We start from the raw sequence: 22,669 nt of genomic DNA, 5'->3' as shown, positions 1-22,669 counted from the left end.
GACCCGGAACCCCGGTTGCTCGAGGCAGGTCCCCTCGCCACCGTCCGACCGCACGCGTCACCGTGCGCGACGGGCTTACGTCCTTCCGATCCGGGAGCGCAGGCAGCGCCTGGCCCCGGCAGTGAACAAGGAGTTGCATGGCTCGCACCGGCCAGCGGCGGTCCTCCGCCCGCACGCGCACGATCGACAACGAGGGGCTCATCCCCGTGCTGGCGCGCGCCGTGCGCGAGATCGAGCAGGCCGCCCAGCGCGGCAAGCTCAAGCCCGTCAACCGCACGAAGTTCCAGGTCATCGCCGTGCTGATGCGCGAGGAGCGCACGCACGCGAAGGACCCGGCCACCCCCCTCAGCGACCCCGAGCGCGTCGAGACGCTGAAGCGCCTCGACGGCATCGCGAGCATCCTGGCCCGCACTGCCGCGCGCGACACCTCGGTGCTGCCGCTGCTGGATCCCGACGCCAAGCTCTCCGAGACCGCCCGCGCCATGCGCAAGCACATGCTGTTCGACGGCGGCGTGGAGATGGTCGTCGAGGAGGAGCCGGAGCCCGAGCCCGAGGATCCCGCCCTCGCCAAGCTGCACGAGCGCCAGGTCGTGCCGCCGTCCGTCAAGGCCCGCGTGCTCGCCAACCCGTTCCTCGAGCCGGACCTCGACCGGCCCGCGCCGGCCGCGCCGCCCACCCGCCTGCTGGCGAACTGGGAGCTGCTCGGACCGCTGTTCAAGTCGTTCGAGTACGGCGCCGGCGGCGGCATCGCGAGCATGGACCTGCCCGAGAGCCCCCGCATCGACCGCCTCTCCCCGCAGAACCTCGAGCTCATGCGCCACCAGGCGCGCTTCCTCGAGAGCGTGCGCCTCGGCCACCGCGAGTTCCTGCTCGCCGACGAGCCCGGCCTCGGCAAGACCGCGCAGGCGCTGCTCGCCGCGTCGGTCGCCGACGCGTATCCGCTCCTCGTCGTCGTGCCGAACGTCGTGAAGATGAACTGGAAGCGCGAGGTCGAGCGGTGGACGCCGCACCGCCGCGCCACCGTCATCCACGGCGACGGGGCGGGGCTCGACGCCTTCGCGGACGTCGTCATCGTCAACTACGAGGTGCTGGATCGGCACATCGGCTGGCTGCGCACGCTCGGCTTCCGCGGCATGGTCGTCGACGAGGCCCACTTCATCAAGAACCTGCAGTCGCAGCGGTCGAAGTTCGTGCTCGCGCTCGCCGAGAGCATCCGCCAGCGCCAGTCGAACCCGCTGCTCATGGCGCTCACGGGCACGCCGCTCATCAACGACATCGACGACTTCCGCGCCATCTGGCAGTTCCTCGGCTGGATCGACGGCGACAAGCCGACCTCGCGTCTCATGGGCGAGCTGGAGGAGGCGGGCCTCACGCCCGCCGACCCCGGCTTCTTCGCCGAGGCGCGGCGCGCGGTCATCGACCTCGGCATCGTGCGGCGCCGCAAGATCGACGTGGCGACCGACCTGCCGTCGAAGCGCATCGCGGACCTCCCGGTCGAGCTCGACGACGACCTGGGCCGCTCCATCCGCCAGGCCGAGCGCGAGCTCGCCGCCCGTCTCGTCAAGCGCTTCACGGCGCTCGTCGGCGCGCGCGGCACCACCGTGCCCGAGGTCATGGCGGGATCCGCGTCCGAGCGCGCGAGCCTCGTGCGGCTCGTGGCGCAGTCCGAGCTCGACGAGGCCAAGGCGCAGAAGACCGGCGAGAACGTGTTCACCATGGTCCGCCGCATCGGCCAGGCCAAGGCCGTGCTCGCGGCCGACTACGCCGCGCAGCTCGCGCGATCCGTGGGCAAGGTGGTGTTCTTCGCGAAGCACGTCGACGTGATGGACCAGGCCGAGGCCACGTTCGCGAAGCGCGAGCTGAAGAGCGTCTCGATCCGCGGCGACCAGACGCCGGCGGCCCGCCAGAACGCGATCGACTCCTTCCAGAACGACCCCGAGGTGAAGGTCGTGGTCTGCTCGCTCACCGCGGCGGGCGTCGGCCTCAACCTGCAGGCGGCGTCGAACGTGGTGCTCGCCGAGCTCAGCTGGACCAGCGCGGAGCAGACGCAGGCCATCGACCGCGTGCACCGCATCGGCCAGGAGGAGCCCGTCACCGCGTGGCGGATCATCGCGGCGCAGACGATCGACGCGAAGATCGCGGAGCTCATCGACAGCAAGGCGGGCCTCGCGGCGCGCGCGCTCGACGGCGAGGACTTCGACGAGGCCGGATCCACGTCCGTGCAGCTCGACGCGCTCTCGCACCTCCTCGAGGAGGCGCTGGCGGCGTAGCTGTCGCGACACGCCGCACGTGACGACGCCCCCGCGACCAGCTGGTCGCGGGGGCGTCGTGCGTGCGGTGGGGGTCTAGTCGCGGTCCCGGCTGCGTCGGTGCCGGGCCATCGTGATCGAGTAGGCGAACGCGAACAGGAGGACCGTCCAGACGGCGGCCGGGCCCGCCTGCTCGGAAGCGGGTCGCCCGGAGACCAGGGGTACGACCACCAGCTGCGACACGAGGTAGAAGGCGGAGAGGATGGCGGCGTCACGCGCGGCTCGGATGCGGCGGTGCCGCAGATCGTCCGGGGTCATCCGCCCAGGATGCGCGTCGGACGCGCGCGGGATGCGGATCCTCCCCAGCGCCGGTCAGCCGCGCTGGGCCTTGCGCCGCGCCCGCTCGGCCTTCCGGGCCGCGCGGCGCTCGCGGGCGACGGCGTCCTGCGCGTCCTGCGTCGGGTTCGAGCGCCTGGTCCCGATGACCGCGAAGACGAGGAGGATCACCACGACCACCATCACGGCGGGCGTCACGACAGACAGGATCACGGCGTCTCCTCGGCTCGGTCCTCCCGAGCGTACCGACCGGATCCCCGCGCTCAGTCCTCGAGGGCCGCGCCGCGGAGGTCCGGGAGGGTCAGCGCGGCGACGGCGGCCAGCGCGAACACCGCCGCGAAGACGCCGAACGGGAGCGCGACGCCGCCGAGCGCGAGGAGCGGCGGCACGCACAGCGGCGCGGCGATCGAGGCGAGGCGCCCGAAGCCCGCGGCGCTGCCCGCGCCCGTCGCGCGCACCCGGGTCGGGTACAGCTCCGGCGTCACGGCGTAGAGCGCGCCCCACGCGCCGAGGTTAGAGAACGACATGAGGGCGCCGAACACGAGGATGGCCGTGACGGAGTCGGCGGTGCCGAAGAGGCCGGCCGACACCGCGGATCCCGCGAGGAAGACCGCGAGCGTCACCCGCCGACCCCAGCGCTCCACGAGCCAGGCCGAGACCGCGTACCCCGGCAGCTGCGCGAGCGTGATGAGCAGCGTGTACTCGAAGGAGCGCACGAGCGAGAAGCCCTGCGCGACCAGCAGTGTCGGCAGCCAGATGAAGGCGCCGTAGTAGGCGAAGTTGACGCAGAACCACACGATCCAGAGGGACAGCGTGCGGCGGCGGAGGCGGGCGCCGAAGAGGCGCTCGCGGGGCGCGGCGTGCGGGGCGGCCACGGCGGTCTCGCTGCCGGCAGCGGCATCCGCGACCCGGGCCTCGGCCGTCGGACCCACGGCGCCGTCCGTCGAGGGATCCGCCCCCGCCGCGACCTCCAGGTCGCGCACCACGCGCTCCGCCTCCCGGTGCCGCCCCTTCGCCTCGAGGAACCGCACCGACTCCGGCAGCCGCAGCCGCACGACGATGGCCCACACCGCGGGCACCGCGCCGAGCGCGAGCGCCCACCGCCAGCCGTCGTCGCTCGCGGGGATCACGAGGTAGCCGATGAGCGCCGCCGCCGTCCAGCCGACGGCCCAGGACGACTCGAGGATCACGATGACGCGTCCCCGGATCCGGGCGGGCGAGAACTCGCTCACGAGGGTCGAGGCGACGGGCAGCTCCGCGCCCAGCCCCAGGCCGACCACGAAGCGGAGCGCGATGAGCGCGCCCACCGACATCGCGAGCGCCGAGACGCCCGTGGCCACCCCGTAGACGAGCAGCGTCAGCGCGAACACCTGGCGGCGGCCGATGCGGTCGGCGACCAGGCCGCCGACGCTCGCGCCGATCGCCATGCCGAGGAACCCCGCCGAGGCGACGAGCCCGAGCTGGCCCGCATCCGCCTCCCACACCACGGCCAGCTGCGCGATCACGAACGAGATGAGCCCGACGTCCATCGCGTCGAGGGCCCAGCCGACGCCGCTGCCGCCGAGGATGCGGGAGTGGGCGCGGGTCCAGGGGAGGGCATCGAGGCGCTGGGCGCGCGTGCGCGGCGGGGTGGTGGTCGTCATGGTCCTGGCTTCCGGGAGGGCGCTCGGGCGGATCGCGCGCCTCGCGGGGGAGGTGGAGGCGCTCGCGGTGGATCGAGCGTAGCGCCGGGGCGGGCCGCGGCCCGCCCCGCGCGGTCAGAGCTGCCTGACCCGCTCCGCCAGGCGCTCGAAGGCGGCCGCGTGCGTGACCCGCAGCGCGTCCCACGACGCCGTCATGTCGACGCGCTCGGGATCCGCGACCACCTCGGCGAAGCCGTGCTGCGCGCGCGGCACCGCGTCGCCGGGCAGCACGAGCGACTGGATGAACGCTCCCGTGTCCTCCGAGAACGTGAGCGTGTGGCTGGCGACGTTGCGGTGCCAGTCGTCCGACGGCCACGACAGGAACGCGACGTGGCGCGGCGCGACGCCCGTCCCCGACGCCGACACGTAGCTGCCGTAGTGCTCCTCGCCGGGCGAGAGGATCTTGTAGGAGCCGTTGTCGAGGTACACGAGCAGCGCCTCGTCGAACGGCTTCTCGCCGTACATCGCCGTGTAGCGGAGCGCGTGCACGAGCACGGGCGCGCCGAGCGGCACCGGGAGCGCGGCCGCAGGGGTGGCGGTGGGCGCCGCGACGGACGCGGGGGCGGCCGGCCGCAGGAACTCCTCGTCGGTCACGTGCGCGCCCCAGGTGGTGGCGTCGACGGGATCGTCGCCGTCCTCCAGCACCGCGATGTGCTCCATCGGCGCGTGGGCCGTGGCGCCGTGCCAGTGCTCCTCGCCAGCCGCGATGTACACGGATCCGCCGGGCCCGACCTCGACCACCTCGCCGCCGCGCGTGCCCACCCGGGCGATGCCGGAGGTCACGTGCAGCGTCTGGCCGAGGACGTGGGAGTGCCACACGGTGCGGGCGCCGGCCGCGAACGTGACGGCCGCGACGACGGCGCGCTGCTCGGGGGTCTGCGGGGTGGAGAGCCAGCGGAGGCGGACCTCGCCCGTGAACTGGTGGTCGGGCATCGTGACGGCGGGGGTCTCGGCCTGGACGCGCATGCGGTGTCCTCTCTGTCGGGCACGCGGGTGCCCGGGTCGTGGAACGGGGAGCCCCGGCGCGGTGGTCGCGTCGGGGCACGGGCATCCTCCCGCGGGTGCCGCTGGGAGGGGGCCGGGGCGTCCCCAGGCGCGGGTGGATCCGCGTGCGGATCCGCCTCCCGGATCCGCCGGCTCGCGTCAGCCGAGCGCCTCCGGGGCGCGGAAGAAGTCGCGCTCGTACGCGGACGACAGGCGCGACGCCTCGAGCATCGCGGCCCGCCGGGACGGACCCGCGAGCACGGCGGCCTCGTCCACCAGCTCGCACGCGCGCCGGGTGGCCGCGGCGAACGCCGGATCCGCGTACGTCGCCAGCCACGCCGCGTACGGGTGCGCGTCGCCGGCCGCGGCCGCCGCGGATCCCGCCGCCCGGAGCCTGGTGCCCACGTCCGCGTAGATCGTGAAGCAGGGCAGCAGCGCCGCGACGAGCACCGCGTAGTCGCTCGTCGCGGCGTGCGCGAGCAGGTGGTCGACGTAGGCGCGCGTCACCGGCGCGGCGACGGCGGGGGCCGGATGCCGCGACAGCCACTCCTCGTGCAGCGCCGACTCGGCGGCGATCGCGTCGGCGGCGCCGCGGGCCCACACGACCTGCGCGTCCGGCGTCGGCGCGAGCTGGCTCGCCCGCGCGAGCACCCGCGAGTAGGCCCGCAGGTAGATCGCGTCCTGCGCGAGGTAGTGCGAGAACCACGCCTCGGGGAGCGTGCCGTCGCCGAGCCGGCGGACGAAGGGGAGGTCGTCGATCTCGGCGCGGAGGTCGGCGGATCCCGCCCACATCTCGGTGGAGATCGGACCCGCGTGGGTGCCGGCCGCGTCCCACAGCGCGCGCAGGTGGTCGAGCGGGCCGGCGCCGGATCCGACCTCGAGGCCATCGGCGTGCGCGAGCGATCCCGTGAGCCAGGCCTTCGCCTCCGCGAGCGCGGCCAGCCAGTCGCCGCGGCGCGGATGCAGCGTCGCGAGCGCGCTGGAGAGGGAGCAGCCGGTGCCGTGCGTGCTGGTCGTCGCGATGCGCGGGCCCGGGACGACGTCGACCGACGGCACGGCGTCGCCGTCGCGCGGCGTGACGAGCGCGTCCGGGCAGTCGTCGACGCGCAGGTGGCCGCCCTTGACGACCACGCGGACGCCGTGCCGCGCGGCGAGGGTCCGCCCCTGCGCGAGCGCCTCGTCCCAGCCGACGGCCTCGCGCTCACCGAGGAGCGCGGCCAGCTCCGGCAGGTTCGGCGTGACGACGTCGGCGAGCGGCAGCAGGCGGCGGAGCGCGTCCGTCGCGTCGGCGTCGAGGAGGGCGTCGCCGGACTGGGCGACCATCACGGGATCCAGCACCACGACCGGCCGGCGCACCGCGCGCAGCCAGTCGGCGACCTCGTCGACCACGGCGGCGGATCCGAGCATGCCGATCTTCACGGCGTCGATCACGACGTCGTCGGACACCGCGTCGAGCTGCGCGCGCAGGAACGCGACGGGCGGCACGTGGATCTCCCGCACGCCCGTCGTGTTCTGCGCGACGAGCGCCGTGACGACGGCCATGCCGTAGCCGCCGTTCGCCGCGATGGACTTGAGGTCGGCCTGGATGCCGGCGCCGCCCGTGGGATCCGTGCCGGCGATGCTGAGGACGCGGGGGACGCGGGTGGGGTCGGCTGCTGCGGGTGGCGCGGCGCTCGCCGTGTCGGCCGGATCCGCGTCGGGCTCGACGCGTCCCGTCGCCTCCGCCAGCCCGGCCGCCTCCGCGGGCCCGGCCGCGGTCACGCCGGCGCGCACCCGCGCCCACGCCTCCACCAGCCCGCGCGCCGCGGCGCCCGGATCCTCCGCCGCGCAGATCGCCGACACGACGGCCGTCCCCGCACCGCCCGCCGCCGCGATCGCCGCGACGTCGCGCACGTCGACCCCGCCGATCGCCACGCACGGCACGGGCGAGAGCCCGGCGATGATCCCGAAGCCGTCGTGCCCGAGCGGCGCCGGGTGGTCGGGCTTGGTGGTCGTGGGGCGGATCACGCCGACGCCGAGGTAGTCGACCGTCCCGGCCGGCAGCGCGCGGACCGCCTCCACGTGGGCCGGCGTGTTCGCGGTGAGGCCCACGACGAGACGTCGGTCGGGGCTCGCGGCGTCGAGCATCCGGCGCACGAGGTCGGCCGGCACGTCCGACTGGCCGACGTGCACGCCGTCCACGCGCGCGCCGCGGGCGAGCGCGGCCAGCACGACGTCGACGCGGTCGTCGACGAGCAGCAGCGGACGCCGCGCCGATGGATGCGCGGCCGCATGGGCGTCGATGGCCTCCGCGGCCGCGACCACCGTCGCCAGCAGCTCGGCCGCGCTCGCGTGCTTGTCGCGGATCTGCACGGCCGTCGCCCCGCCCGCCACCGCGGCGGCGACGACCGCGGGCACGCCGAGGGCGCCGCACAGGGCGGGATCGGTGACGAGGTAGACGGAGAGGTCGAGCGCGCTCACGAGAGGCGCTCGCGCTGGGCGACCAGCTCGGGCGTGACGGCGTCGAGCGCGTCGAGCAGCCCGACCGCGAAGGATCCTGGCCCGCGCGCGCCCTCGGCGGCGATCTCCGCCGCGACCGTGTAGACGCTCGTCGCGGCGACGGCGGCCCGCAGCGGATCCGGATCCGTCGACGCGAACGCCGCCATCACGGCGCCGAGCGCGCAGCCGCCGCCCGTGACCCTGGTGAGGAGCGCGTCGCCCGTGTGCACGCGCACGACCCGGTGGCCGTCCGTGATGTGGTCGACCGGCCCGGAGACCGCGACCACCGTGCCGAAGGTGCGCGCGAGCAGCGTCGCGGCGTCGAGCGCGGCCTCGACCTCGTCGGTGGCGTCGACCCCGCGGCCGCCCGCGCCGCCGGTCGCGAGCGCGATGATCTCGGACGCGTTGCCGCGCACGATCGTCGGCGACAGCGCCACGAGCTCGTGCGCCAGCCGCGTCCGCACGGGCAGGGCGCCGACCGCGACGGGATCCAGGACCCACGGCGTCCCCGCCTCGCGCGCCGCGTGCGCGGCCTCGACGGCGGCCTCCCGCTGCTCCGCGTGCGGCGTGCCGAGGTTGACGAGCAGCCCCGACGCGATGCGCGCGAACGGCCCCGCCTCGGTCGGCACGTCCGTCATCGCGGGCGAGGCGCCCAGCGCGAGGAGGACGTTCGCGGTGAATCCGGTGACGACCTGGTTCGTGATGCACTGCACGAGCGGCTGGCGCTCCCGCAGCAGGAGGAGGAGACCCGCCGAGGCGGTCCCCGTCCCCGTGATCTCGTGGGCCGATGGGCGCGCAGCGCTCATGATGACATCCCTCCGCCGGTGCGAACCGGATCAGGTGCGACGGGTCTCATCTCAGCCCTGGTGGGCACCCCGTGTCAGTGATCCACCCTACGGGGAGACGCGTTGCAACTGCCGGGTCGACCGGCGGCGGCGTGGCGGGACCGTTACGCGAGCCCCGCCACGTCGAGCACCCACGCGTAGTCGGATGCGCGCTCGCGCCACGCGTCGTAGCGGCCCGACTTGCCGCCGTGGCCGGCCTGCATCTCGGTGCGCAGCACCACGGGCGCGCCGACCTCGCGGAGGCGGGCGGTCCACTTGGCGGGCTCGACGTAGAGCACGCGCGTGTCGTTGAGGCTCGTGACCGCGAGGATCCGCGGGTACTGCACGCCCTCGCGCACGTTCTCGTACGGCGTGTACGACTTCATGTACGCGTACACCTCGGGGTCGTGCAGCGGGTCGCCCCACTCGTCCCACTCGATCACGGTGAGCGGCAGCGACGGGTCGAGGATGCTCGTGAGCGCGTCGACGAACGGCACGCCCGCGAGGATCCCGGCGAACCGGTCCGGCGCGATGTTCGCGACCGCGCCCATCAGCAGCCCTCCGGCGCTGCGGCCCTCGGCCACGAGCTTCTCCGGGCTCGTCCACCCGCGGGCGATGAGGTGGTCGGCTGCGGCGACGAAGTCCGTGAACGTGTTCCTCTTGGTGAGCGTCTTGCCCTCGTCGTACCAGCGCCGGCCCATCTCGCCGCCGCCGCGCACGTGCGCGATGACGAAGGCCATGCCCCGGTCGAGCAGCGACAGCCTGGCGATGGAGAACGACGGGTCGATGCTCGCCTCGTACGAGCCGTAGCCGTAGAGCAGGAGCGGCGCGGGCGTGCCGGGGTGCACGAGGCCGCGCTTGTAGACGACGGACAGCGGGATCTCCGTGCCGTCCTCCGCGGTCGCCCACTCGCGGGTCTGCACGTAGTCGTCGGGGTCGTATCCGCCGCGCACGGGCTGCTGCTTGAGCAGGCGCAGCTCGCGGGTCGCGAGCACGTAGTCGTAGGTCGTGGCCGGCGTCGCGAGGCTCGTGTAGCCGAGGCGGACGGTGGGCTGCGCGAACTCGGGGTTGCCCGCCGTGCCGACCGTGTAGATCGGCTCGTCGAACGCGATCTCGTGCAGCTGCTCGCCGTCGAGCACGCGGTCGAAGGGGATCACGCCGACGCGGGTGAGGCCCTCGCGGCGGTACGAGATCACGAGGTGGTCGGCGAACGCGCTGGCGTCCTCGAGGCGCACCTCGTCGTCGTGGGGGATGACCACCTGGCGGTCGGTCGTGGACGTCGGGTCGTCGGCCGGCACGTCGATCAGCTCGAAGTTCGTGGCGCCGTCGTTGTGCAGGATGAGGAGCCGGTCGGATCCGTCGATGACCGCGTGGTCCACGTCGTACTCGACTCCGTGCCGACGCGGCCACACCGAGCGGAACGTGCCCGTGGGATCCCCGGCGTCGAGCAGCAGCACCTCGGTGGTGATCTTCGAGCCGACGTAGATGGTGAGGTACTGGCGGCTGCGGGTCATGCCGAAGCCGACGAAGTAGCTCTCGTCGGGCTCGGTGAAGACCTTGACGTCCTGCGACGCGGGCGTGCCGACGCGGTGGCGCCACACGGTGTCGGGGCGCCAGGCGTCGTCGACCGTCACGTAGAACAGGTGGTCGCCGTGCGCCGAGAAGGTGGCGCCGTGGCTGGTGCCGGGGATCTCGTCGGCGAGGTCGGTCCCCGTCGCGAGATCGCGGATCTTGAGCGTGAACCGCTCGTCGCCCTCCGTGTCGGTGGAGTAGGCGAGGAGGGATCCGTCGGGGCTCAGCTCGAAGGCGCCGAGCGAGAAGAACTCGTGGCCGTCGGCCTCGACGTTGGAGTCGAGCAGGACCTGCTCGCCGGGGACCGCGCCGCCGTCGGCCGCGGGCTCGACGACGGGCGGCGTCCAGTCGTCAGGACCCGCGACGGGCCGGCGGCAGCGGATCGCGTACTGCGACCCCTCGACCGTGCGGGCGTAGTACCACCAGTCGCCCTCGCGGACGGGGACGGAGAGGTCGGTCTCCTGCGTGCGGTCCTTGATCTCCGTGAAGATCGCCTCGCGCAGGGGCTCCAGGTGCGCCGTCTGCGCTTCCGCGTACGCGTTCTCCGCCTCGAGGTGCGCGATCACATCGGCGTCGTCCTTGGCGCGCAGCCACTCGTAGCGGTCGACGAACGTGTCGCCGTGGAAGGTGCGCTCGATCGGGCGCTGGTCCGCGACGGGAGGGCTGGAGGGGGAGGCGGATGCGGGGGAGGAGACGGCCGGGACGGCGGGGTCGGTCATCCCGCCAGCCTACCGACGGCACCCGGCGAGGCCCGGAGCGCGGCCGCACGGTGCGCGTTCGTGCCCTCTCGTGCAGGGGACGAGTCCATCGAGCCGGACATCCGGATATCGGGGGACCGGATATCCGGATATCCGGATATCCGGATTCCCCGGTCGTCTCCTCATCCGCGGGAGCGGTCTCCGCGACGCTCTCGTGCCCCGGCGCGGACCGCACCCACGATCATCAATGCGCTCCCGGCGATTCCCACCGATCCCGAGATGACGTCCTCCGTCAGATACGAGTACGACAGGATCCCGAGGAGGACGCCCGATACGGCGAGTGCCCTGTTCATGTGCGTGTGCGGACGTCAGCCGCGGAATCGGGACGTCGAGTCCCAGAACTCCTTGCACGGTCCCTGGAGCGCCGCCCCGCCGTTGAACGCGGCGCCCAGGATGGCGAAGACGTTCCGGGACATCACGCCTCCCGCGCCCGCGAAGGCGGTGCCGGCGAGCCGGAGGTTGCACTGCAGCTGGAGGTCCTTCTCCCGCTGCGTGAGGTCCGGGCCCACCGTGGTCTGCACGGGTCGCCCGTTTTCCATGTAGCAGCCCGTGGACGACGAGCAGTAACCCGGATTCGGCTGCTGGCCCCATTGGGCGTGCGCCGGCGCTGCCGTACCGAGGAGGATGGCCCCCGCGATGGCGGCCGTTGACAGGGCCTTGACGTTTCTCATCTGCGTCTCCTCGCATTCGTGGCGGTGAAGCCATGACGTATTCGGATTCGTTCGATGGGTCGACGATACTAGCGCGATACGGGCCTTCGCAAGGGTCCACGGAAATGGCCCGGAGCGTCGTCCCGCTCGTGATGCGCCATTTCCCTCATCCCGCTCAGGAGGTGATCGGCCCCGCCTCGCGCGGACCGGTCGCGCCCGGCGTCGTCGCCGCGCCGAGCGTGCTCGAGCGGGTGGCGAGGCGCGCGACGGCCTGCAGGGGGATCGACAGCCAGCCGGGCCGGTTGCGGACCTCGTAGATCGCCTCGTAGACGGCCTTGTCGATCTCGAACGCGTCGAGCAGGGCCCGGTTCGCGCGGAGGTCGGTGCCGGAGCGGGCGATGTACCCGTCGACGAACGCGCGGCGGGCGGCGGACGCCCACGCGGCGGCCGACTTGCCGGGGTGCGCGAGGGCGTAGGAGCCCGCGACGTAGTCGAACGAGCGGAGCATGCCGGCCACGTCGCGCAGCGTGACGTCGGGCAGCGAGCGCTCGTGCATCGGCCGGAGCGGCTCGCCCTCGAAGTCGAGGAGCACCCAGCCGCGGTTCGGCACCGAGAGCACCTGGCCGAGGTGGTAGTCGCCGTGGATGCGCTGAAGCTTCGGCCACTCGCCCTTCTCGGCGGCGTCGTACACGCTCGAGATGGCGTCGTGGAAGGCGGCGATCTCGGGGACCTCGCGCTCGGCCGTCGCGTGGCGGCGGCGGAAGCTGACCATGATCCCCTCGATCACGTCGGGCGTTGCCTCGACGGTGGGAAGCGCGGCGGCGAGCGTGGCGTGCACGTCGGCCGTCGCCTCCCCGAGCGCGCGGGCCTCGGCCTGGAAGTCGGCGTCGGCCTCGGCGGCACGGAGCGCGACGCGCCAGGCGTCGGTCACGCCCGGCAGGAACTCCTGCGCGAAGGCGACGTGCCCGATGGCGCGCCCCTCCTCGCGGCCGGAGTCGCTCCATTCGGCGAGCACGCTGCCCATGGTCTGCGGCACGAGCCGGGATCCGGCTCCCGCGATGGCGGACTGGAGCACGACGTCCGGGTTCTCGCCGTGGTGCAGCGCGCGGAACACCTTGACGATCATCGGGTTCACGGCGTGGCCGTCGGCCGAGACCATGTCGTAGATGATCGACGTGTTCGACTGCTCGCCCGATAGCACGTGGGATCCGACGACGGTCGCGATCTCCACGCCCGGCTGGCGCTGCCCGCGCGCGGTCGCGCCGAGCGACGTCTCGTCGACGTCGGCGTCGCGGTCGTCGAGGATCGTGCGGATGAGCGCCCACGCGTACGCGGGGTCGTGGGGGCCGTCGTAGACGTGCAGCTCGACGCCGTCGTCCTCGACGGTGGTGCCGATGTGGAAGGGCTTCAGCTCCTCCAGCGGCGCCTGCCGGTAGGTGAGCGGCACCTGGTACAGCACGGGCTTGGCGCTGCCGTGGTCGATGATCAGGTGCGTCTCGATGCGGGCGAACCAGCCCTCGTCGCTGAAGCTCCAGCCGCCGATGCGCTCGAGGCGCGGCTCCGTGCCCTTCGAGGCGAACCAGCGCTGCTCGCGCATCCATGCGGCGAGGAAGTCGGGGATCACGCTGAGGTCGTGGTGCTGCATGGCTCAGGCCACCTTCGCGGTCACGTCGGCGAGCGACGGGTTGGTGGCGGACGAGCCGTCGGGGAACAGCACGGTCGGCACGGTCTGGTTGCCGCCGTTGATGGCCTCGACGAGCTCAGCGGTGCCGGGCACCTGCTCGATGTCCACCTCGTCGTAGCCGATGCCGGCCCTGTCGAGCTGGGACTTCAGTCGGCGGCAGTAGCCGCACCAGGTGGTGGAGAACATCGTGATCCGCCCGGGGGCAGGTACGTAGGAGGAGGTCTCGGGCGCCATGGTCCTCACCCTACGCGCCGTTCTCGACGCCGACCCGGGATCGCGGCGCGCCGACGGAATGAGCCGGCGCGTCGCGGATCCCCGGGTGCGGTCCCGGTCAGGGGCGGATGCCGCTCAGCCGAGGAGCGAGCGCTGGAACCACGCGTTGCGGAACTTCCCCGTCGGGTCCAGGCGCTCGGCGAGGGCGAGGAAGTCGCCCGATCGCGGGTAGAGCGGGGCGATGTCGGCCGCTGTCGCGGTGAAGACCTTGCCCCAGTGCGGGCGCGCGCCGAACGGCCGGATCGCCGCCTCGAGCTCGGCGAGCACGGCCTCGACGGCCGCCTGGTCGCGCTTCCACGTGAAGTGCAGGCCGATGGTCGTCTGCCCGAACTGGGGGCTCAGCCAGAGGCGGTCCTCGGCGACGGCGCGCAGCTCGCACACGAGGAGGATCGGGCGGATCCGGTCGCCCATGTCGCGGAGCGCCCGCACGGCCTCGACGGCGCGGTCGAGCGGCACGTGGAACTCCGACTGGATCTCCTCGCCGTCGCTCGGCGTGAAGCCCATCTTGAAGTGCGAGAGGCGGTCGGACCAGAGGCCCACGACGCCGAGCTGCGACGTGCTGTTCACCGGGTCGATGCCGAGGATCGGGTGGCGCTCCTCGGTGGCGGCGGGCGCCCCGAAGTAGTCGGCCACGACGACCTCGTCCTCGGGCTGGCCGTCGACGTCGAGCTGCACGCGGCTCTTCAGCCACACCTGGTCGGTGGCCTCGCCGAAGCGCGTGAAGACGCTGACGCTGTACGCGCCGCCGAAGACGTCCTCGAGGTTCTCGTCGAACGCGTCCCACGACAGGCCCTCGAACACGCGCTGGCGCACGAGGTAGGCGGGCTCGACGTCGAGGGTCACGCGCGTGACGACGCCGAGCGCGCCGAGGCCCACCACGACGCCGTCGAAGTCGTCGTCCCCGCGGCGGTACGTGACCGTCTCGCCGTCGGCGGTGATCATCTCCAGCGCCGCGACGGCGGTGCCGAGGTTGCCGTTGCCGATGCCGGATCCGTGGGTCGCGGTCGCGATGGCGCCGCCGACGGAGATGTGCGGCAGCGACGCGAGGTTGTGGATCGCGAGGCCCTCCTCGCCGAGGAGCTCCGCGAGCTTGCCGTAGGGGAGGCCCGCGGAGAACGTGGCGGTGCTGGCGTCGCGGTCGATCACGAGGTCGGCCGGCAGCTCGGCGAGCGAGACCAGCACCTCCGAGTCGGCGATGTCGTTGAACGAGTGGCGGGATCCCAGCACGCGGATCGTCGGCGCGTCGCGGACGATGGCCCGCAGCTCCTCGACGCTCGTCGGCGTGCGGACCTCGCGGGCCCGGTACGCGTAGTTGCCGGCCCAGTTGGTGCCCGCGGTGCCCTGCTCGATGGTGTCGGTCATGCGTCCTCCTCGCGCCCGCCATCGGACGCCGTCGTCTCCAGCTTGCTCGCCCTCCCGGGGGAAGGGCGCGCGCCGGGCCGCCCGGATGGGCGGCCCGGACCCGTTCCGCGTCAGCGGCTGCGGATGGTGAGCTCCAGCGTGCGGGCCGAGGGCCACAGCTGGTGCTCGGGCAGCACGTCGAGCCCGCACGCGCGCGAGCCGAGCCCGTGCTGCGCGGCGTCGATGTAGAGGTGCACCGCCTCGCTCGCGGGCAGCTCGTGCGGGTGCGCCGCGCGGTCCAGCTCCTGCGGTGTGTGCCGCGAGGCCGTGAAGCCGGGGCGGCGGCCCGCGGTGTCGGGCCGGGCCTGGACCACGATGCCGCCCTCGCCGTCGAACGTGCCGAGCTCGAGCTCCCGCAGGTCGCTGCGGTGGCCGGTCTCCTGGGGCATCGAGTACACGGCGCCCAGGTCGTCGACGAGCGACGAGAACCGGCCGACGAGCGCCGCGCGCCGCGAGTCGGGGTACGACTCGAAGGGCCCGGTGCCGAACCACTCCGCGTTGGTGACGCTCGCGGGCAGGTCGAACAGGATCCCGACGCGCGGCCAGGTGATGGCCCATCCGGCGCTCGGCACGATGTCGACGCGGAGGCCCAGGTCGCCGTCGGCGCCCTCGGTCCAGCAGTACGTCGTGTCGACCGAGTCGAAGGACTGCGCCGCGCTCGTGCGCACGACGACCGTGAGCGAGCCGGATCCGACCTTCACCGAGCGGACCCGGTGGGTGAGCCGGTCGAGGCCCGCTCCGCGCCAGCGCGCGTCGCTCGACGGGCCGGGGACGCCCTTGCCGAAGGTGAGGCGCGGATCCGCCAGCTCGTACGAGCCGCTGCTGTCGCTGCGGTCGTTGTCGGTGGGCGCGCGCCACAGCTCGAGGCGCGGGCCGTCGACCTCGAGCGAGCCGAGGCGCACGAGGCGCCCGGTGGCGAGGTCGAACTCGCCGTCGCCGAGGGTGAGGCGCGTCGCGCCGGACGCGGGGTACGTCTCCTCGTCGGCGTCGACCCAGCGCGCGGGCACGGCGGGTCGCGGAGCGGGCGTGAGGTCGAACTGCTGGACGGCGACCACGTGGCCGGCCTCGGCCCACGGCTCGTCGTCGCGGAGGATCGCCTGCACGGTCAGCCACACCTCGGGCGCAGAGCCCTCGGCGCCGTCGCCCGCGAGCTCGCCCGCGTCGAGCGCGTCGGCGGGCAGCGGGATCCGCGCGGTCTCGCCGGCCGCGACGGCCTCGGCGTCGAGGACCCCGGTCGCCACGTCGTCGCCGTCGACCGCGAGCACCCAGACGAGGCTCGCGAGCGCGGTGGACACGGAGTGGTAGCGGTTCTCGACCACGAGGGACGCGGATCCGCCGTCGCGCTCGAGCCCGAACGCGATGGGCTGCACGACGGCCTTGTACTCGGCGAGGCCGGGCGTGGGGGTGTCGTCGGGCAGGACCATGCCGTCCATCACGAAGTTGCCGTCGTGCACGACCTCGCCGAAGTCGCCGCCGTAGGCGTAGAACGCCTCGCCGTCGGCGGTCTCGGTGAGGATGCCGTGGTCGCGCCACTCCCACACGAAGCCGCCGTGCAGGCGCGGGTAGCGGAGCACGAGGTCCTCGTACTCGCCGATCTGGCCGGGGCCGTTGCCCATGGCGTGCACGTACTCGCAGAGGATGAAGGGCTTGGTGCGCTGGCGCATGCCCTCGCCGGGCGTGCAGCCGAGCAGGTCGCCCGGGATCACGTCGCTGCCGATGGACTCGGTCTCCTGCAGGTTCGAGTACATGCGCGAGTAGACGTCGGTGTACTCGCCCGTGTAGTCGCCCTCGTAGTGCACGGGGCGGCCCGGGTCGCGGCGGTGCACCCACGCCGACATGGCAGCGAGGTTGCGCCCGGTGCCGGCCTCGTTGCCGAGCGACCACATGACGATCGAGGGGTGGTTCTTGTCGCGCTCGATCGTGCGCTCGATCCGGTCGAGGTAGTGGTCGGCGAAGCGCGGGTCGTCGCTGGGGTTGCCGACCCAGCCGCCGAACTCGAAGCCGTGGGTCTCGAGGTCGCACTCGTCGATGACCCAGAAGCCGAGCTCGTCGGCGAGGTCGAGGACGCGGGGGTGCGGCGGGTAGTGGCTGGTGCGGATCGCGTTGACGTTGTGCTGCTTCATCAGCAGCATGTCGGCGCGCGCGTGCTCCTCGTCGAAGACGCGGCCGCGCTCGGGGTGGGCCTCGTGCCGGTTGACGCCGTGGAAGACCACGCGACGGCCGTTGACGAGGAACCGGTCGCCCTCGATGCGCACGGTGCGGAACCCGAGGCGGATGGAGAGCGCCTCGACGTTGGTGCGGAGGAAGCCCTGGTACTGCGTGGGGTTCTCGGCGCTCCACGGCTCGACGCTGTCGACGTGCACGGGCGCGACGTCGGCGGGGGTGTCCCACGTGACGTGGATCCCCAGGTCCTCGACCTCGAACGTGACGGGGAACGCGGTCGGCTCCGCGTCGACCTCGACGTGCACCGTGCCGGCACCCGTCTCGTGGTCGTACTCGGCGCGGGTCCACGCGTCGTCGATGCCGCCCTGGGGACGGCCGAGGAGGGTGACGTCGCGGAAGATGCCGGGCATCCACCACTGGTCCTGGTCCTCGAGGTAGCTGGCGATCGACCACTGGTGCACGCGCACGGCGAGCACGTTGGGTCCCGGGCGGAGCGACGCCGTCACGTCGAACTCGTGCGAGAGGCGGGATCCCATCGCGGTGCCGACCTCCTCGCCGTTCAGCCACACCTTGAACGCCGACTCGACGCCCTCGAAGCGGAGCACGACGCGCTCGAGCGACTGCCAGTCGGTGGGCACGTCGATCTCGACGCGGTAGTCGCCCGTGGGGTTCTCGTCCGGGACGAAGGGCGGCTCGACGGGGAACGGGTACTGCACGTTCGTGTAGGCGGGGAGGCCGAAGCGGCCGTCCTGGCCGAGCACCCAGTGGCTCGGCACGGGGATCTCGTCCCAGCCGGAGTCGTCGAACGCGGGGTCGGCCATCTCGTCGGAGAGGCCGCGCGGGGTGGGGGAGAGGCGGAACCGCCAGTCGCCGTTCAGCACGATGCGCGGGGCATCCGAGTGCAGGCAGGACCGGGGACGGCGGGCCGCGCCCGTCGTGGGGGCGAAGTCCTCGAAGTAGGGGAGGGCGTGCGTCATGGGCTTCCTTGCGCGTGGGCGGGTGCGGCGACGTGCCGCGCATCCATCATCGTGGGTCGGGGGGTGACGCGCCGAATGCGCCGACAGCCGGGCAGGTCGCCCTGCCCGGCCGTCCGGGATCCGTGCGCGGGCAGGTCAGCCCTCCACGGCCGTCCGCCGTGTCGGGTGCTGTCCGTCCTGCATCAGCCCTTCACGGCCGTCCGCCGTGTCGGGTGCTGTCCGTCCCGCATCAGCCCTTCACGGCGCCGTCCGTCAGACCGCCCCGCCAGAACCGCTGCAGCACGATCATCGCCGCGATGAGCGGGATGATCGAGACGAGCACGCCGCCCGTCGTCAGCTGGTAGAACTCCGGCAGCCGGTCGACCTGGCTCCGCCAGTTGTTGAGGCCGAGCGTGATCGGGTACAGCTTCGTGTCGGCCAGCATGATCAGCGGCAGGAAGTAGTTGTTCCAGATGCCGACGAGCTGGAACAGGAACACCGTCACGAGCGCGGGCGTCATGGAGCGGAGCGCGAGCGTGTGGAAGATCCGCAGCTCGCTCGCCCCGTCGATCCGGCCCGACTCGATCACCGCGTCCTCCACCGACGCCTGCGCGTAGATCCGGCAGAGGAACAGGCCGAACGGCGACACGAGAGACGGGATGAGCACCGACCAGTACGTGTTCGCGATCCCCATGCTGCTGAACAGCAGGAACAGCGGAAGCGCGGTCGCCGTGCCCGGCACGAGCACCCCGCCGAGGATGGTGCCGAACACGATGTTCGACCCCTTGAACTTGTACTTGGCGAGCGCGTACCCGCCGGCGGCGGCGAAGTACGTCGCGACGAGCGCGCCCACCCCGGCGTACAGCACCGAGTTCATGAACCAGCGCACGAAGATGCCGCCGTCGTACGTGAACACCATCGTGAGGTTCTGCCAGAGGTTCATGTTCGCGAACAGGAACCCGTTGGTGCTGAACAGGTCGGCCGTCGTCTTCGTGGCGGCGACCACGATGTAGTAGACGGGGACGAGGAAGTACAGCGCGACGAGCGTGAGGATCGCCGTGACGATGATCCGCGTCGCCGGCTTCGTGCCCGCGCCCGGGGCGCTGCCGTCCTTCGACGGTCGGCTCACCTTCGACTCGGCGGCCTGCGCGAGGCGCTTCTGCTCCGCCTTCTCCGCGGCGCTCTCCGTGGTGGTCGGTCGTGCCTCCGTGGCGGTCATGCGCGTGCCCCCTTCTTCCTCGCTGCGGCGGCTTCCCGCTCCTCCTTGGGCTTCCTGTTCGTGAACGCCAGGAACACGAACGACAGCACGAACGCGGCGAGGGCGATGATGACCGCCTGGGCCGCGGCGACGCCGTAGTCGTTGTACGCGAACGCCGTGGTGTACGCCGACAGGTTCGGCGTGTACTGCGAGTCGATCGCGGGGGCCGAGGTGGCGAGCACCTGCGGCTCCGCGAACAGCTGCAGCGTCCCGATGATCGAGAAGACGGTCGCGAGCACGAGCGCCGGCCGGATGAGCGGCAGCTGGATCGACATCGCCGTGCGCCACGCGCCCGCCCCGTCGATGCGCGCGGCCTCGTACACGTCCCCGGGGATCGACTTCAGCTGGGCGATGATGATGAGCATGTTGTAGCCCGTGTAGGTCCAGGTCACGATGTTCGCGATGGACCAGAGCACGGTGCCCGCGCCGAGGAAGTCGAGCTGGATCCCGAACATCTGGCCGATGTCGATGATGGGAGATAGTCCCGGGATGTAGAGGAAGCCCCAGAGGATCGTGGCGATGACGCCCGGCACGCCGTACGGCATGAAGTACGCCGCCCGGAAGAACTGGGGCCACTTCGCCGACGCCGACTCGAGCAGGAGCGCGAGGATCGTGCAGAGGATGATCATCACCGGCACCTGCACGACGCCGAAGAGCAGCACCCGGCCGATGGATGCGGTGAACGCGTCGTTCGCGAGCGCGAGCGCGTAGTTCTCGAACCCGGCGAAGACGGTGGTGACGCCCTGCTCGCCGAACAGGCCCTCCCGCCGCACGGTCGTGAACGACTGGAACACCGCGTAGATGATCGGGAGCACGAAGGTCAGCAGGAAGACCGCGAGGAACGGCGCGAGCAGCACCCACGGCGCGATGGTCTGCGACTTCTTCAGCTGGCCCTTCGTGACGCCCGAGCGCTCGGCGCGGACGGGACGGGTGGCGGCGCGCTCGCCGCGGGCCGGTCGCGTGTCGACGCTCATGCGGAGGCCGCCTCGACCGAGAGGCCCTTGTTGCGGAAGGCCTCGATCACGGCCTCCTGCGCCAGGGGGAGGGACTCGACGAGGGTCTGGCCGCTCGTGAGCTTGCGGCGGAACTCGTCCTGCAGCGTGTTCAGCGTGTACTGCGTGAGCGGGCACCAGGTCCAGTCGAGGTTCTGCTCCTTCGCCGCGGGCGCGAACACCTCCTCGTTGTAGCTCTGGCCGCTGAACCACTCGCTCGGCTCCTGCCGGGAGGCGCCGATGTAGTCGGGCGACGGCGACCAGCCGATGCCCGAGTTCTTGATCATCGCGTCGATGCCCTCCGGGGAGGTCGTCATCCACGTCATGAACTTGAGCGCCTCCGCCGGGTGCTTGCTGTTCGCGAGCACGGCCGCGGTGGATCCGCCGAGGTAGCTGGATCCGTACGCCCCGTCGAAGCCCCACGTCTGCATGGGCGCGACCTTCCACTTGCCCTCGCCGCCGGAGACCGACTGGATGAGGGCGTCGCCCCAGCTGGCGCTCGTGACGCCGAAGACCTTGCCGTCCGCGGCGGCCGCGGTCCACGGCGGGGAGAAGGCCGAGTACGAGGTGTTGACCACGTCGTCGTCGATGGCCTTGTCGAAGAACGCGGCGACCTCCATCGTGCGGTCGTCGAGCATGTCGACCACCCAGCGCTCGCCGTCGACCTTGAACCAGCTCGCGCCGGCCTGCGTCGCGTATGAGGTGAAGACGGAGGCGTCGGCCACGGGGAAGCAGTCGAGGTAGTTGCCGGCGCCGGTCTTCCGCACCTCGGCGCCGAGCGTCGCCCAGTCGTCCCAGGTCGCCGGCGGCTGGCCGCCCACCTGGTCGAGGAGCTCTCGCTGGTAGTAGAAGGCCATGGGGCCGGAGTCCTGCGGGATCCCGAAGACGCCGTCCTGGAAGCTCACCTGCTTCCACAGCGCCTCGTCGTAGCTGTCCCTGTACTCCTCGACGCCGTATCGGGTGAGGTCGACGAGGCCGTTGGCGAGGAGGAACTCGGGCAGCTGCCGGAGCTCGACCTGGCCGATGTCGGGGCCGCCGCCCGCCGTGATGGCGGAGTACATCTTCTGGTAGCCGCCGGCGTTGCCGCCGGGGATCCAGACCGCCTCGACCTGGATGTCGGGGTTCTGCGCGTTCCAGACGTCCGCGACCTTCTGCAGGTCCTTGAGCCATGCCCAGTACGTGAGCGTGACCTTCTCGCCGGCCGCGACGGCCGGGATGACCGGATCGGAGTTGACCAGCCTCCCGCCCGGCGCGGAGCACGACGCGAGGGCGAGCGTCCCTGCGGCGGCGGCCCCCACCCCCAGTGCCTGTCTCCTGCTGATCGAATGCGTCATCGCATCCCTCCCGTCGTCGTTGATGGCAGATGGGCCGGAGCCCACGATCACTCTAAGCGCGCGACGAAACTTATTCCTAACCCCTGGTAGGGATTCCTGGGAGAGCGGCGCGAGCCGGCTCAGCGCCGCGCGCCCCGGTTCCGCACGGCCCACTCGAGGGCGTGCATCGCCTGGTCCTTCGAGAGCCGGGTCTCGAGCCCGCAGCTCGGGCACTCGACGCGGTAGGTCGAGCGCAGCGGGATCAGCGGCACGAAGAAGACCGTGAAGCGGAGCGTCCGGTGGAGCACGCGCTGGGCGCTCGTCACGCCGCAGCGCAGGCACGCGAAGGTCACGATGACGATGAGGGCGTCGCGGGCGCGCGTGCCGAACAGGAGGATCACCTCCCGAGGCTACGCGCGGCGCGCGGAGCATAGGCGGTGGGGCGGCCCCCGGACGAGGAGGCGACGCTGGGCGGATCAGCCGGTACGTTCGGAGGACACGCACACGGCAGATCGGCCCCGCATGACCACGCACCACGACGGCGCGCACGTCTCTGCCGCGGCGGCCTGCCCGGGAGCCGCGGCGTGATCGTCTTCGTGGTCGTCGGGGCCGTCGGCCTCCTGCTCCTCCTCTCCAGCATCGTGCTCGGCGACCTGCTCGACGCGATCGGCGGCGGCGACGGCCTCGTCTCCGGCGTCGCGCTCGGCGCGGCCCTCGCCATCTACGGCGTCGGCGGCGTGCTCGCCGACCAGGCCGGCATCGGATCCGGCGGCGCCATCGCGATCGCCGTCGCCCTCGCGCTCGTCGCCCTCGTCGTGGTGCAGCTCACCGTCCGCTTCGTCGCGAAGCAGGAGAGCGGCGGCTCGTACTCGCCCGTCGGCATGGTCGGCGTCGTGACCTCGCCCACCTCGCCCGCCGGCGGCGAGGTGCGGCTCGAGCACATCCGCGAGCTGGAGCGCCGGCTCGCCATGAGCGACGCGCACCTCGCCGTCGGCACCCGCATCCGCGTCGTCTCGGAGGACGGGTTCCGCGTGCGCGTCGAACCCGACGCCGACGCCGACCCCACCACCTAGCAGCACCCGTCCCAACGAGAGGA

The 22,669-nt window shown here is 72.7% G+C and carries 18 protein-coding genes and 1 riboswitch; of the genes, 2 read left to right on the top strand and 16 right to left on the bottom strand.

Annotation, left to right across the window (positions count from 1 at the left end):
• Positions 1–137: 137 nt before the first annotated feature.
• Positions 138–2,270, top strand: coding sequence for a DEAD/DEAH box helicase (locus KYT88_RS11045; protein ID WP_043582715.1), 2,133 nt, complete (start codon positions 138–140; stop codon positions 2,268–2,270).
• 75 nt (positions 2,271–2,345) lie between these two features.
• On the opposite strand, the gene KYT88_RS11040 is transcribed toward KYT88_RS11045, so the two are convergent.
• The 16 genes from KYT88_RS11040 to KYT88_RS10965 all read right to left on the bottom strand — a co-directional run bounded on the left by KYT88_RS11040 (position 2,346) and on the right by KYT88_RS10965 (position 21,974).
• Positions 2,346–2,567 (bottom strand): hypothetical protein, encoded by a 222-nt coding sequence (locus KYT88_RS11040; RefSeq protein WP_043582717.1) that lies wholly within the window; start codon positions 2,565–2,567, stop codon positions 2,346–2,348.
• Between the two features lie 54 nt (positions 2,568–2,621).
• Entirely contained in the window at positions 2,622–2,798 is a 177-nt protein-coding gene (locus KYT88_RS11035) for a hypothetical protein (RefSeq protein WP_156032159.1), read from the bottom strand.
• A gap of 50 nt (positions 2,799–2,848) precedes the next feature.
• Positions 2,849–4,228 (bottom strand): MFS transporter, encoded by a 1,380-nt coding sequence (locus KYT88_RS11030; protein WP_043582719.1) that lies wholly within the window; start codon positions 4,226–4,228, stop codon positions 2,849–2,851.
• Between the two features lie 114 nt (positions 4,229–4,342).
• The gene (locus KYT88_RS11025) at positions 4,343–5,233 is read right to left on the bottom strand and encodes a cupin domain-containing protein (RefSeq protein WP_043582721.1); all 891 of its coding nucleotides are present in this window, start codon (positions 5,231–5,233) and stop codon (positions 4,343–4,345) included.
• A gap of 177 nt (positions 5,234–5,410) precedes the next feature.
• A complete protein-coding gene (locus tag KYT88_RS11020) occupies positions 5,411–7,711 on the bottom strand; it encodes a bifunctional hydroxymethylpyrimidine kinase/phosphomethylpyrimidine kinase (protein ID WP_237583646.1) in 2,301 nt (766 codons plus the stop codon).
• Positions 7,708–8,535 (bottom strand): hydroxyethylthiazole kinase, encoded by an 828-nt coding sequence (gene thiM / locus KYT88_RS11015; RefSeq protein WP_043582723.1) that lies wholly within the window; start codon positions 8,533–8,535, stop codon positions 7,708–7,710. The genes KYT88_RS11020 and thiM overlap by 4 nt, the downstream gene beginning before the upstream one ends.
• Positions 8,526–8,617: riboswitch (TPP riboswitch) on the bottom strand. (Overlaps the previous gene by 10 nt.)
• Positions 8,618–8,678: 61 nt before the next feature.
• Positions 8,679–10,844, bottom strand: a complete 2,166-nt coding sequence (locus tag KYT88_RS11010) for a S9 family peptidase (RefSeq protein WP_119374083.1) — start codon at positions 10,842–10,844, stop codon at positions 8,679–8,681.
• Positions 10,845–11,191: 347 nt separating this feature from the next.
• Positions 11,192–11,554: a hypothetical protein gene (locus KYT88_RS11005; protein WP_147362366.1), complete on the bottom strand. Its 363-nt coding sequence runs from the start codon at positions 11,552–11,554 to the stop codon at positions 11,192–11,194.
• Between the two features lie 154 nt (positions 11,555–11,708).
• Positions 11,709–13,178: a maltokinase N-terminal cap-like domain-containing protein gene (locus KYT88_RS11000; protein ID WP_043582726.1), complete on the bottom strand. Its 1,470-nt coding sequence runs from the start codon at positions 13,176–13,178 to the stop codon at positions 11,709–11,711.
• A gap of 3 nt (positions 13,179–13,181) precedes the next feature.
• Positions 13,182–13,451: a mycoredoxin gene (locus tag KYT88_RS10995; protein WP_043582728.1), complete on the bottom strand. Its 270-nt coding sequence runs from the start codon at positions 13,449–13,451 to the stop codon at positions 13,182–13,184.
• 114 nt (positions 13,452–13,565) lie between these two features.
• Complete coding sequence (locus KYT88_RS10990) at positions 13,566–14,852, bottom strand: D-arabinono-1,4-lactone oxidase (RefSeq protein ID WP_119374082.1); 1,287 nt, start codon at positions 14,850–14,852, stop codon at positions 13,566–13,568.
• Positions 14,853–14,962: 110 nt separating this feature from the next.
• Complete coding sequence (locus KYT88_RS10985; RefSeq protein WP_237583645.1) at positions 14,963–18,031, bottom strand: glycoside hydrolase family 2 TIM barrel-domain containing protein; 3,069 nt, start codon at positions 18,029–18,031, stop codon at positions 14,963–14,965.
• A 229-nt stretch (positions 18,032–18,260) separates the two neighbouring features.
• Positions 18,261–19,229, bottom strand: a complete 969-nt coding sequence (locus KYT88_RS10980) for a carbohydrate ABC transporter permease (protein WP_043582731.1) — start codon at positions 19,227–19,229, stop codon at positions 18,261–18,263.
• Complete coding sequence (locus KYT88_RS10975; protein ID WP_043582733.1) at positions 19,226–20,242, bottom strand: carbohydrate ABC transporter permease; 1,017 nt, start codon at positions 20,240–20,242, stop codon at positions 19,226–19,228. The genes KYT88_RS10980 and KYT88_RS10975 overlap by 4 nt, the downstream gene beginning before the upstream one ends.
• Positions 20,239–21,594 (bottom strand): ABC transporter substrate-binding protein, encoded by a 1,356-nt coding sequence (locus tag KYT88_RS10970; protein WP_043582734.1) that lies wholly within the window; start codon positions 21,592–21,594, stop codon positions 20,239–20,241. The genes KYT88_RS10975 and KYT88_RS10970 overlap by 4 nt, the downstream gene beginning before the upstream one ends.
• 119 nt (positions 21,595–21,713) lie before the next feature.
• Positions 21,714–21,974, bottom strand: a complete 261-nt coding sequence (locus KYT88_RS10965) for a zinc-ribbon domain-containing protein (RefSeq protein ID WP_012038795.1) — start codon at positions 21,972–21,974, stop codon at positions 21,714–21,716.
• Positions 21,975–22,157: 183 nt separating this feature from the next.
• Here KYT88_RS10965 and KYT88_RS10960 point away from each other — a divergent pair, with 183 nt between their 5' ends.
• Positions 22,158–22,646 (top strand): NfeD family protein, encoded by a 489-nt coding sequence (locus KYT88_RS10960; protein WP_043582736.1) that lies wholly within the window; start codon positions 22,158–22,160, stop codon positions 22,644–22,646.
• Positions 22,647–22,669: the final 23 nt, after the last annotated feature.

Origin of the sequence: Clavibacter sp. A6099 (assembly GCF_021919125.1) — a bacterium.
GTDB classification, from domain to species: domain Bacteria; phylum Actinomycetota; class Actinomycetes; order Actinomycetales; family Microbacteriaceae; genus Clavibacter; species Clavibacter seminis.
Note: the sequence above shows the minus strand (reverse complement) of the source record. Positions and strands in the feature narration are given on the sequence as shown.